This is a genomic window from Sphingobacterium sp. HSC-15S19 (assembly GCF_050433745.1).
Taxonomy (GTDB): domain Bacteria; phylum Bacteroidota; class Bacteroidia; order Sphingobacteriales; family Sphingobacteriaceae; genus Sphingobacterium; species Sphingobacterium siyangense.
This window is the reverse complement of record NZ_JBNPWQ010000029.1, coordinates 1-12,177: the sequence shown is the minus strand read 5'-3', so window position 1 is coordinate 12,177 and position 12,177 is coordinate 1. Positions and strand designations below refer to the sequence as shown.

The 12,177-nt window shown below is 44.0% G+C and carries 15 protein-coding genes; all 15 read right to left on the bottom strand.

What is annotated here, in order from left to right:
- Positions 1 to 6: 6 nt before the first annotated feature.
- The gene (locus L1283_RS20710; RefSeq protein ID WP_070561886.1) at positions 7 to 543 is read right to left on the bottom strand and encodes a hypothetical protein; all 537 of its coding nucleotides are present in this window, start codon (positions 541 to 543) and stop codon (positions 7 to 9) included.
- Between the two features lie 17 nt (positions 544 to 560).
- Complete coding sequence (gene traN / locus L1283_RS20705; protein WP_286776896.1) at positions 561 to 1,394, bottom strand: conjugative transposon protein TraN; 834 nt, start codon at positions 1,392 to 1,394, stop codon at positions 561 to 563.
- A 31-nt stretch (positions 1,395 to 1,425) separates the two neighbouring features.
- Positions 1,426 to 2,676, bottom strand: coding sequence for a conjugative transposon protein TraM (traM, locus tag L1283_RS20700; protein ID WP_175441955.1), 1,251 nt, complete (start codon positions 2,674 to 2,676; stop codon positions 1,426 to 1,428).
- Between the two features lie 290 nt (positions 2,677 to 2,966).
- Positions 2,967 to 3,584: a conjugative transposon protein TraK gene (gene traK / locus L1283_RS20695; RefSeq protein ID WP_070561878.1), complete on the bottom strand. Its 618-nt coding sequence runs from the start codon at positions 3,582 to 3,584 to the stop codon at positions 2,967 to 2,969.
- 95 nt (positions 3,585 to 3,679) lie between these two features.
- Complete coding sequence (gene traJ, locus L1283_RS20690) at positions 3,680 to 4,669, bottom strand: conjugative transposon protein TraJ (protein ID WP_070561876.1); 990 nt, start codon at positions 4,667 to 4,669, stop codon at positions 3,680 to 3,682.
- Positions 4,670 to 4,679: 10 nt separating this feature from the next.
- A complete protein-coding gene (locus L1283_RS20685) occupies positions 4,680 to 5,318 on the bottom strand; it encodes a hypothetical protein (protein ID WP_070561945.1) in 639 nt (212 codons plus the stop codon).
- Positions 5,319 to 5,340: 22 nt separating this feature from the next.
- Positions 5,341 to 5,985, bottom strand: coding sequence for a hypothetical protein (locus L1283_RS20680; protein WP_312334347.1), 645 nt, complete (start codon positions 5,983 to 5,985; stop codon positions 5,341 to 5,343).
- A gap of 34 nt (positions 5,986 to 6,019) precedes the next feature.
- Positions 6,020 to 6,454 (bottom strand): hypothetical protein, encoded by a 435-nt coding sequence (locus L1283_RS20675; protein WP_070561872.1) that lies wholly within the window; start codon positions 6,452 to 6,454, stop codon positions 6,020 to 6,022.
- 4 nt (positions 6,455 to 6,458) lie between these two features.
- A complete protein-coding gene (locus L1283_RS20670) occupies positions 6,459 to 7,157 on the bottom strand; it encodes a conjugal transfer protein TraI (RefSeq protein WP_070561870.1) in 699 nt (232 codons plus the stop codon).
- Positions 7,154 to 9,700 (bottom strand): TraG family conjugative transposon ATPase, encoded by a 2,547-nt coding sequence (locus L1283_RS20665; RefSeq protein WP_312334345.1) that lies wholly within the window; start codon positions 9,698 to 9,700, stop codon positions 7,154 to 7,156. Before L1283_RS20665 ends, L1283_RS20670 begins: the two co-directional genes overlap by 4 nt.
- On the bottom strand, positions 9,697 to 10,035 hold the full coding sequence (locus L1283_RS20660) for a DUF4133 domain-containing protein (RefSeq protein WP_254667648.1): 339 nt from the start codon (positions 10,033 to 10,035) through the stop codon (positions 9,697 to 9,699). Before L1283_RS20660 ends, L1283_RS20665 begins: the two co-directional genes overlap by 4 nt.
- On the bottom strand, positions 10,032 to 10,898 hold the full coding sequence (locus L1283_RS20655) for a hypothetical protein (RefSeq protein WP_070561868.1): 867 nt from the start codon (positions 10,896 to 10,898) through the stop codon (positions 10,032 to 10,034). The genes L1283_RS20660 and L1283_RS20655 overlap by 4 nt, the downstream gene beginning before the upstream one ends.
- Before the next feature lie 7 nt (positions 10,899 to 10,905).
- Positions 10,906 to 11,289, bottom strand: a complete 384-nt coding sequence (locus L1283_RS20650; protein WP_070561866.1) for a hypothetical protein — start codon at positions 11,287 to 11,289, stop codon at positions 10,906 to 10,908.
- Between the two features lie 12 nt (positions 11,290 to 11,301).
- Positions 11,302 to 11,577: a DUF4134 domain-containing protein gene (locus L1283_RS20645; protein WP_302622676.1), complete on the bottom strand. Its 276-nt coding sequence runs from the start codon at positions 11,575 to 11,577 to the stop codon at positions 11,302 to 11,304.
- An 81-nt stretch (positions 11,578 to 11,658) separates the two neighbouring features.
- Positions 11,659 to 12,078, bottom strand: coding sequence for a hypothetical protein (locus tag L1283_RS20640; protein WP_139144901.1), 420 nt, complete (start codon positions 12,076 to 12,078; stop codon positions 11,659 to 11,661).
- Between the last annotated feature and the right edge of the window lie 99 nt (positions 12,079 to 12,177).

Below are 12,177 nucleotides of genomic sequence, written 5' to 3'. Positions count from 1 at the left end.
TATGAACTAAATTGATGGTCCTTTTGGCCGCTGCTGCTGCAATTGCTCTCTACCGCCAAGATCGGGACCATACCGTTTTTGGTGCAATTCGCGAGATGGGTCTTCAGCAGTATTTTGAGTCGATGGCAGTTTTAGTTTGCCAGTATCCTGTTGCTGCGGAATGCTTATTTTCGTATTGATAATGCGTTGATCGCTGGCCATCTTTACTCTTTCCATTTCTTTGTTATAGAAAAGCAGGTTGTCCACCCCTTTTGAAACCAGGTAGAATATCCGGCTCAGCAGTCCCGGATAGAGGGAACGAACCAATGATCCGCGTTGGAATTTCATCACCGTCATAAGCGCTTTTTCGTCCTGAGTAAGAAGCCCCCCGCTGTATGTTCTCAGCATCCTGTTATACTCCCGCAGTTTCATGCTCCGGTACCTTCTGCTCTGAAGATCTTTCTGGCTAAGCTGTTTGGTAAAATACTCTTCCAGCCGGCTCCAGTTCCCGAAATCATTGAACAGGGTATTGTTTGCAGCTTGTTTTTCAAGTGTATACTCCATATTACAGGTAGTTTGGATCAGTAAGAAAATGCCTTCGCTTTTAATAGCTGTTTCTGAGATAACTTACATTCCAGGTTCCTGTCGCCATTTGATTCCGAAAGTGCCATCACCAGGTTCTTATTTTCGGCAATGGTAAACTTTGCGAAAGCGACAATTATGGATTGGCCGGTCGGATCTTCGGGTTTGCCTTTGTACTGGATATAGATTGGCTCAATTTCAGTATCCTGGATAGCGGTTCTTTTAGCCCTGGACCGGTCCCTTATAGAAAAGCGTGGTTCATAGGCATTGTAACCGATATGAGTATCATTGGCCAGGTTATAGCGAAAGAAAAGCACGTCATCCTTGATATAAATGGATTCCAATTTTATTTTCAGGCCATTTGATTTTGCCTTTACACCACCTATAAAGGGAGCAGCGCCCAGCATTGTCGCGGCGTAATTTTCAATTTCTTTTTCATTAAGAGAAACCCCTTTAAAGCTGGCCTTGGTCCTGTAAGGCAATTTTGAAACATCAATGGTCAGCTGAGATGGCGCCGGACTATAGGTGACGTTAAAGGAATAGATTTTCCCGTCGGAGGTGACTACATGCAGTGTACTTTCCTGCATGGTACTATCTACCGCTTTTACCTTAAGCAGGTTACTTACCTTGGCAACACGTTCGGCAGAGATAGATCCATCCCCCCTGTCTCCGTCTTCTATCGGTGCCGGGAAAATGAGCAGGGTAGTTTTATGGGCGGTAATCTGAAGCGGGTAAGATCCCGCGATATCGACCGCTCTAACGTTTTGCTGACAGAATGCTGTCAGGCTACAAATGGATAATAGTAGAGCGAAAACAAATTTTAAGTTCTTCATTGTTGTTTTTGTTTTTTATTAAATGTGTTTATTAGTTCGCGTCACCACCTACTAGCAATACCTGAAGACCAGCATTAACAGTGGCTTTGATAAGTTTCACCTTCTTAGAAAAAAGGCTTTTAGCTGCCTCGATGCCAGCGCCAGCTGCCTGGGCGCCTATGGAAGGATCCAGGCTCATAAGCTGCATTCTTTGGACCGCCCGGTCCGCGCCATCTTTGGCAGCATCCCTGGTAATAGCTCCGGGGATCCGGATACCGGGCATGGCGTCCAGTCCGTATACTTTAAGCTCGACTGGAAAATGGCGGTTGCCCAACCTGATGCCGGTGATAGCAACCATTAGCCTTTCCCCTTCAAGTATACAGGAACCGTAAAGGGGAGTTCCTTTCGGAATCTGGAAACCGGCTATATAAATTTCCTCACCCAGTTGCATTTTAAGACTCGAACCGGAAACGACAGTCTGGGTTTCCGCTACAATGGCGGTAATCGACCTGATATCTATACTATCACGCGCCGTACTTGCATCCAAGCCGAAAAAGGCGCCTGTCTGCCTGACTTTTGTTAAGCTAAGAGCAGAGGCAGCCGAAGAGGAATTGCCAGAGACTGGAACTGCCAGGATCTCTGTTTCCTTACCTACGGGCAAAATTCTCCCTCTTTTTTCCAGGGTATAGTCCTTAAGCCGCTGGCGGTAGCGTTCCGGGTGCTGGATGTCGAGCACGCGTTCCAGCATGCCGTTAAGCTGGTCCAGTTCCGCATCCGGCTGCTGGCTATCGTCGGTCGCATTGTTAACCATTTGCTCGATACGTTGCAGCCCAGCAGATGACTGGAAATCCCTATCCGGTTCGTTTCTGTAAAATCCAGGACTAGAATAATCTGATGCGGGCGGTTGCCGCATGAGTCGCTCGAGATCATCGAGGCGCTGTTGAAGCCGTTGCTGCTGCATATCCTGGCTCATTAGGTTGCTCCCAGAAGCCCCGGTATTGTTCCAATCACCGTTCCATGAAAATACGCTGCCGGAAGCGGCAAGGGTATCGGGCTTTATGGGCTCATTAATTGCCGTATCACCACCGTTTCTTTGATAAAGACTCAGCTTGTCCTCGCTGTTATTTTTAAGCTGAGCATCGGGTAGCGCAGTATTGATACCGGTGAGTTTCTGCTCGGGCTTAGGCTGGTTTCTTCCGCCTCCTAAAGCCCAAAATCCCAGCGTGATAAAAGGCAGGCTGATAAGTGGCAGCACCAGAAGCAATTTGCGAAAGCGCAATTGTTTTTGTGTCATGTTTTTCATTTTTGATTGTTTAAATTTTTTATTCCTTGTAGGGCCCATGAACCCCTCCATATTGACTCTTTATCCGACGATAGCAAAAACAAGTATGTAGATACAGTACAGTAACCAGAGGATCCCGATTATCAACAGCACGCAATTGCGGTTCCTCAATGAAACTACAGACTGCCATTGGGCGAGCTTTTTTGCTGCTGATACCTGTAGGGCCACAAGCCTGTGAGCAATTGATTTTGCTACTTTTTCCTTTAATGGATTGAGCTTAGGCCTTCTGGATTTTCTAAAAAAACTCATAATTATCGGTTTTGAAGTTCAATATCCCTGTTGTCTACAATGCGCCAGCGCTCTACCAGGAAGCCATGGGAGTTGTTATCAGACCGGCTGACGTTGCGCAGCGTTCCTTCAGTGATGAGTATCCTGGAAAGTATCGCTGTGGGCCTGATGATTTTTTGCTTGCCGAAATACCTGAACCGGAAAGGATATTGCTCGAAATCAATCTGGATACTGTCCGCTTCTACATTCTGGCTTACATTTCCGCTGATGATGGAATTATAATAACCGTTCTCTTTCAGACCCCTGTATTGGCTTGCGGCAGAACCATCGGCCAGGTAAAGCGCTTTGGACATATTGCTTTCAATTACTTTATCATCCGGATCCAGAGTAAAAAAGTAGTGGTGAAACATTTTGATGTGATCTTTGGCTTCAACGGCAACGTTATCTTTTCTTTCTCCTGCAATAGCCTCCAGGGCTTTTCCATTGGACAGGACATATACTCTTTCTTCTGCTTTGCGGACCATGCGGTAGCTTTCATAGACCGTGAAAGCACAAAGAATTGTACTGGCAACTACGACGACGTAAGTAAAGAGCTTAACGTGCCGGAATGCTGATTCTATATTGCTGAACTGTTTGAACATTTTTACTGAATTTTAAACTCGAAGTCACTTTTTTTAGGCCATAAGAGTCCCCAACAGGTTTTTGCCTGTTTAAAATTTTCTGAGTTCTATAATTTTTAAATAATTGCTTTGGCGGCTACTGTCGCGGCTGTTTTTGCATAGTTGTTTACTTTGTGCAGTAAGGTATCTCTACTTCCTGCCTGAACAATATAGCCCGCAACATTCGGTACTGTGGTATAACCTACAATAGCGATAACCATAAATATGAGATACGCTGATGTACTCATGAAAGTCTGGTCCATGTTGATCATATTTTCCAATATTTTAGAGCATATAGCACCGAAAATATTGGATACCGGCAACCACATAAAGACGTGGATAAACCTTGCAAACCAGCTGGACAGACTATTTTGAAATCCGTCGAAGACCGATAGACCAAAGACGATGGGGCCTATGATAGCCAGGACAATAAGGTAAAAAGTTCTGATAGTATTGATACACAGGCTTGCGGCCGCGTAAAGTATATTTAGGATCTCACTGATCATTGTTCCGATCATATGCTTGATCGAAAATTTGCTAAAGACGGATTTCAAGCCCGAGAAAAAACCGTCTTCGGATGCCCCATCCGGTTGTTCATACTTTTCTAAATCCTCTGGGCCTGAATCCGTAATTACACCTTCGTCAGCCTTCGTGGCTTCTTGCTGCTGATAGAGAATATGTTTTGCAATGGCTTTGTGAGAATCCTTTGCCATTTGCCGGGTACCTACTTCAAGAGGTCGAAGGACTCCCATCATCAGTGAAATGATAAACGGATACAACATAATGGCCATGCCTATAGCAAATGGTCTGAGTAAAGGAAAGAAATCAATCGCTTCCGCTGCTGCTATATGTTTCCATACGCGCATGGCAATGTACCAGAGGGCCGCAAAACCAGCAATAGCACGAGCTACGTCAATGAGGTCTTTACATAAGGGCATCATCTCATCAAATAGCTTTTCCAGTATCGTGTTGAAGCTATATATTCCATCTCCCAGCACCTGGGCTTGCACCCAATTAGGCAAAAGCAATGTGCATACAAAAATTATTATCAAAATTTTATTTTTCATGGTAGTAAGGTTATGGCCGAAGCCCCGTAATTTTTTCAAGTTTCTTTAGTTCTTCAATTTTGTTCCTGCGGGCTGATCCCAGTTGGTCGGTCTTAGACGTAAAGCGTCTTAACTGGACAACTTTTGCTTGCATATCATCAAATATGCGATCGATAGCGCGTAGCCGTTCATCATCGGACATGCGCATATTATTGGCAGTAATGACCATAACCAGTTCATCGAGATTACCAAGACTTTCGTCTAGCAATCCCCCCAGTACCCTGCTCAGGTAATCAAGCTCCTTGGTATTAAAATAACTGCCGGACTGATAGCGCTTCAAAGCGGCTTTACTTTGAGAAAGTATTTCAGCCTGATACCGGATAATGTCGGCAACCTTTCTGTACCTGGCGATTTCAGGATTTACCAGCCACAGACCGCTCAGGAATGTTCTGTGCAGGCTGAAGTTGCCCTCAGAAATATCGCGGATCGTTCCATAACCTTTGCTCACCAGGTCGTACCCCTTTTTCATGTCTTTTAGGATCTGTTTAAACTGCGCCAACTTTTCAACATTGAGGATCAATTGGGTCACCTCCGCCGATTGGGCGGAAACAAGGTGTAGCTGCAGGCTGCAGCAGATTGTTATGAATAAGAATTTGATGTGCTTTCTCATAGTATATTTATTATAGCGCGGATTATAGTCCATACATCTTTTTTAAAATTTTCGACTCCTCAATTTTTTGTTCCCGTTGGAGGATCGTTTGTTTGAGGCTATTGCTGAATTTCCGCTGCTGACTGTATTTATGTTGAATACTGTTGTAAACCGCCTCTATCCTTTTGATCCGCTCAGCTTCTTCGAGTTCCAGGCTTCCATCGGTAAGCAGCGTTTTAAGGTCCTGCAGGTCGCCATCTGCATCTGCCGCAATATTGGCGTACCAGTTTTCATATTTTTTCTTTTCCTGGATGGCAAGAAAATCTTTTCCGGAAATTAGCTTTTCTATTTGCCGCCGATCCTGGTCCATCTGGTTTCGAATCTTTATGATTTCTTCCGCTTTGCTTTTTTGTTTCAGTTCAGGGCTTACGATCTTAAGACCATTAAAAAAATCTGCATGCAAGTTCAATTCCCCCCTGGTTATGGTTCCGATCAGGTTTGTTCCGTCCTTTACGATACCGTATCCTTTTGACAGGAAAGACTTGTAAGCTTCAAGTGCAGCGATCTGTTCGATAAGGTATCTTTTTTGGGTTTTCTTCTGGTTGAACCACTCCCCCAAAGTTTGGGCCTTTAGAAACTGGCTGCAACAAAGCAGCGGAATGATTATAATGCACAATAATTTTTTCATGTCGTAACTGTTTTATTATTTATCCTTGTTATCCTTAAGGCCTCCGTTTCCCTTTCTTCAAAAAATCCCAGGGTTTCGGTTTGGGAAACATGCCTTCCAAAGTTTGCGCTCCCGGTAGTTGCCGGTTTTGCCGCAGACGGAACTCGTGGGTAAGCTTGCCCTTAAGATTCAGGACTTCCATTTTATTTACCTTAAATCCTTCCTGCCGATCGAAATCCAGATGGAAGCGGCAGAGTATATTCCTGCTGTAAGGCGCCCAGGTTTCCAGCTCAAAAACTCTCATACCCGATAATTCCTCTTTTATAGTTGCTGCGAGATATCGATTAAGGCAGTCGTTTAAGTTACCCGTGAATTTGGGTTGACCGCTTTTCGGCATGGCAATAGTAAAGCTGTTCCTATATCCATACTGCCGAAAAAGATTAGCCATATCCCTAACTGCTTTTTCCAGGTCTATCGGTTTCTGTTCCATTGTGTCAAGGATTAAGTCCATATATCTTTCTGATCTGTTCGGCTTCCTGGCTACTCTTTGCCCTTGCCAGGCTCAGCCGGAAGTTATGGTCACTGAAGCTGCGCAGTACAGCAACGTTCTTATCGAGTTTTGCTGCGATAGCGGAAATAAATTCCAGCCGCTGCCCATCGGTCATTTGGGTACGGAAGGCGTTGACCACCATTGCAAGCTGTTCAATATTCTTTAAGCTCTCATCCAAAAGGCCATTGTAAACCCGGTACATGTATTCTATTTCCTGAGCGGTAAAACGGCGATCGGATTTCAATAGGTTCCATGCACGTTTATATTCTTCGACGAGATCTAATTGCCGCTTGATGATCTGTTTTACTCGGTTCCAGGTAGCGATAGAGTTTTTGATTTTCCAGAGTTCCTGGAAATAGCTGTCATACTGGGCCCGCTGCTTCTCGGTCCATTCAGAAATCTCTTTAAGTTTCAGCTTGGACATGACATTCTCGAGTTCCTTTTGGGCGTTCTGAAGCCATATTACCTTGTTCTGCTGACGCTGGATCTGCAGATCTACGGCCTTGATCACTTTTTTGATCCCTGCCTTAATGACCTCAATGATGGCAAGTGGTAGTACCGCTTCCGCTTTTTTAACCGGTCCTACGGTAATGCTTATCATGAGCACAGCAGTGAGTGCAATTTTTAAAAATCTTGTTCTCATGCCCTTAATTGTTTATGCTGTTCGTAATACTCGGCAGCAAGCACCCGGAGTGCTTTTTCAATGCTGCCATATTTTTCGATATAATTTTGGAGTTTCATCTTTTCTGGCTGTTCAGTTGTATAAGCAAAATACTCCTGCGGGCTGGGCTCATAGCGGTATACTTTCATCAACTGATTGCCCAGTTCGATATAAACCTCCCGATAATTGCGATTTTTCTCATTGGCCCGGTTGATGGACAGTACCAGGTCCTTGCCTTTATCTGTCATGCCCAGGACTTGCTGTATCGCATCGAATTTGTTCTGAAATTTTTTCATATCCAGGATGATTTTGCAATCCGCATTGTTGATAATGGCCTCCTTGATGATCGGCGAACTAATGATATCATCGATTTCCTGGGTCACCGTTATAGCTTCCCCAAAATATTTACGAATGGTTTTATAGAGATACTTCATGAATTCAGCCATACCAGACTTCGCTATCGCTTTCCAGGCCTCCTCAATTACAATTACCTTTCTGATTCCCTTTAGTTTACGCATTTTAGAAATGAATAACTCACATATGATCAACGTGATGATTTGAAACAATATGGGATGATCCTTCACCGAATCCAGCTCGAAGACTATAAAGGGTTGTTGGAGCACGTCCAGATTCTCCCTGGCGTTCAATAAATAGTCAAATTCGCCGCCGCTATAAAATGGCCTTAGTACGTACAGGAAGTTGGCCATGTCAAAATCCCTGTCCTTTACCTTATCGGCCTCCAGCTCTTTTACAAAATGCTCCTGTAGGAATTCATAAAAGGTATTAAAGCATGGAAAGATATCCGTCCTCTTGTCCAGCAACAGGTAATAGGATTGCAGGGCATTGGAGATGGCGACATATTCGCTTCTGCGGAAACGCTCATCACTTTGTTTCCACAGGGCTACTAGCAGGGTTTTAATACTCTCTTTCTTTTCCGTATCCAGCACATCTCCAGCAGGTATGTAAAAGGGATTGAAGCGGATCGGATCTTCCTCGCTATAGGTATAATAATATCCGCCGAGCAAAAGACAAAGACCAGAATAGCTATGGCCGACATCGACCACCACGCAATGAGCGAACTGTTGCACATAACTGTGCAGCAGGTGGCACATGAACATGCTTTTTCCAGCTCCAGAACTGCCCACGACGACCTTATTTCTGTTACTAATGACTTTGCCCATTAATTCATCGCTGATATCGACGTGTATAGGCGTGCCGCTTAACCTGTCGCCGAGCCGAATGCCAAAAGGGCTTTTTGAAGAGCGGTAGGCAGTTTCCATGTTCAGAAAGCAACTGCAGGGCTCAGCAAATGATTCAAAAGTGTCGTTTTCCGGAAGGTCGGCAGCATTTCCGGGGATGCCCGCCCACCAGAGCTGAGGGGCGCCATCGGTTTCCTGATGGGGAACAATATTCATCTTTGCCAGTGCCGAGGCAGTCAGGTTCTGCATTTCTTTTATCTGTGAAGGCTCATCTGTCCAGCATAACACGTTGAAATGGGCACGAATGGGCGTCCTCGCTTCCGAAATAGCCTCGTTCAAAAAGTCCTGGGTTGCGTCTCTGCCAATAGCATTTTCTCTGCTATAGGCTGAAAGGGACTGCAGTCTTCTGCGTTTACCTTCCAGCCTTTTATAGGTAGCTGCAGGGTCGCCGATTACCATATACTGGTTGTAGATATGATTGGTAGGAAGCAATAAGCCAACAGGAGTAGCGAATCCGACGCTAAATCGGGTTCTGTCGGTTGAATAGGGATCATAATGAATCCGTGGCCCTACAGCTCCGGGCAGATCTTCCACATCAGCCATAGAATAGAGGCGGCAGGTTTTTGTCCCGACTTTCCATTCCGGCTTGAAGGAAACTTCGCTTAGCGCGGGTCCATTTTGTCCACCTCCCAGATACAGATATTGCTCCAAAATGCCGGGGTTTGCCTTTGTGCCAACAATTTCCTGTTCTGTTAATTGGTCCAGCTGAACAAGACCTCCATCGCAAAGAATACGTTTAAATTGGCCGATCACTTCCAGAAGTTTTTCCATGCGTTTGGTATCTTTTAGCTCTGTGGGTACTATATTCTTGCGCAACAAGGATGACAATGCAGAGCTGGAAGGCTTACGGTCCGGCCCTTTAAGGGTGATCATCAAATAACAGTCGTGGCTCAGAAAAGGCCGTTCGTTGAAGAACTGATTGCTGGCCTGCATGATCTGATTATCGTCCGCGTATTGGGGCTTGTATTTACTTTTAATAAACCAGTCCTGTTTATGGAGAACACTGCCAAAAGGGAGCACCTTTATTGCTTTTAGCCAATTGTAATGCAGGCTGTCGTATTCATCACTCGATAAAGAAAATATCTCGGGTAAGGTTACCTTGAATGCCACTGTTACATCACCTTTTTTAGATAGTATACAGTCGTTTTCCACTTTCCAGATGGGCAGGATCTGTTCCATGTCGACGCTGCTATCCGAAGCTGGCTTTATCTGTAATAGGACCGCTGCCACAAATACCGCAGCTATAATAAACAACGCCGTTATCATCTTACACTCTTTTTTAATTGTTCAAAAATCCTTTTCCTGTTCCTTGAAAAAATAACGGCAGGTACCTTTCGCAGTGCTCTGGCTTTCATAAGTCCATACTGCCCGTATTTGGCGTTGAACCGGTACACCATCCCAAACAAACCCGATCCACATATTAAAACACCCGGAACGCTGTAATACAGAGGTACCCCCGCTATATATATTATTGAAAATCCTACCAGCAAGGCAGCTAGCCCTATTGCCAGTATGATTATGTATTGGCCTTTCAATCCCCGAAATTCTATAGGCCTGTTTATTCCTTTATTGATGGAATAATTAATCTCCTTTGGCATCATAGTCCCCTCCTCTTATTTTTTACTTTAGGAGTCTCAGCCTGTTTTTTCTTGGCTTGATTACGTGAAATAATTTCTGGTAGCGAGGTTTGATCCCAATCAATTACCTGGGCCCTGAGGTTATCGCGTAAGGGATATTGGTCAAAGAAATCTTTCATGCCGGTAGCCTGCCAATCGATTGCTTTTATCTCTTCCATTTTCCCTATTGGATACCTGGATGTAAGGCCATTCAGATCACTATATTTCATGGCATATCCAAATGGATCCAGTACAGCTTGGCATGGTATCTCTATTGGGACGACATGAGGGGGAATTGATTTTATATCCTCCCGCCAATGGTAGATTTCATGTTTTTTTGTATGATAAAGACATTGAAAAACAGTGCAGGAAGAATCCATAGCAAGTTCATCCAATACTATGCCTATAGTTCTAAAATCATCTTTCGGTCTAAGTAGTCCAAGTCTGAGGTCAACAAAAAAATCATGATCATGGATTTTGAGTACAGGTAGTTTACCTGCTACACGTTCTTCGAGCATCTGCAGCCGACATTTAAGTTCGCTATCCCTCGATGGAAGCATGCTAACATGAATTCCATATTTTGAAGCCATAGCCTCCGGATCAATTGTTTTAAGGAACGGAATTTGGACTTTAACTATTTCTCTTATTGTATTTCTAGAACCTATCAGCTCATTGGCGATGAATTTTCCCTTTACATCATAATTGAATTCGTAGCCATTTTCATTTTCTGTCATTTCCTGAATTCTTAAAACATTGTCCCTGTTTTCAACGCTTATAAGTCGAGTATTATCTATATCTACATAATAGTAGGTGTCCACTATACCTAGTGCTTTCAGCTCTTGCTTCATCTCTTCGTTATTTTGATTTTTTTCGGTTAGCTTCAGTAATGCGTATGGGTTTGATTATAGCTAATAGAAAGCGTGGAGCTACTTTCTTATCACCGCATAATACTTCCAAAGGGATATCGTATCGCATTGCAATTCCTTCGGGATCCAGTTCCATAAGAGCCTCAATGATCACCCAACAGTACCGGTCCGGATCTTCCAGGACCTCAGATTTTTTTTGTGGTACGTTTTTATTTTGCAGGTCATAAAGGAAGCGGTAACCATTTCCCTCCTGATCGAAGACCTGAAAAGGAATCCTATTTTTGGGATTACCCTTTTCAATTAAGGCTTCCCTATAGGCGTCAACTTCGAATAAAGTGCCCCTAATATCTACCGTTGATAGTCTTCTGCCCATGCCTCTGCTATTTTATACGTTGAAAAATCCTTTTAATACAGTCGCCACTACTACAAGAAATATACAGGCGCCAAACCATGAGGAAGCAACTTTTGCCGTATCCTGTTCTCCGTTGCTCCATTTATTATAAACCTTCACTGCGCCTACCAGCCCGACGATTGCCCCTATTGCATATACCAGGTCCACTCCTATGCTGAAGTATCCTTTTACCTGATTGGTGGCATTGGTAATTCCGGTGGCACCCGTCCCTCCTTGTGCAAAGGCCCCGCTGATTGTGATGGCGGTCATAAACAGAACCGCGAAACATTTGTCAAACACTTTTCCCATTCGCTTTTTCATTCTCTTCACGTGTGTTTTTATGTTGAATATTTAATTATTGAATTCAGGGAAACAGTTTTCGATTTCCAGTTCATTAAGCTCAAAGTCGCATAAATGCGATGCTTGTGTAGAGATTAGCAGTATCAGGGCATCTCTGTGATCTGGCAGAAATGCAGGATCATAACCAGCCAGGAAGGATTTGAGCACAGATAGTAGTTCAGCACGGTCACCGCCTTTTCCGAAAACAGCAAGGAGTTCCTTGACCTCTTCCAGTTTCTGTTGCAGTACCTGGGTATGCGATGCAGAAATTATTGATGCTTCGCCATACCGCATTTTGCTTTGGTGTAGCAATTTTTTTGTAAATCCGGAAACTTCCGTACGGAAAAAGAGCAGGATAACAGTCAGGTAGTAAATGCAGGTTACTATGGAAACTGCATACAAGTACATCTGCCAGGATATTGATTTGAACATAGTGCACTTGTGTCCTAAATAAATTTTAGGATTGGATTTCTGTGGTACAGGCATAGCTTTTTTCATCATTTCGATATTGACCCCTATTTTTCAATCTGC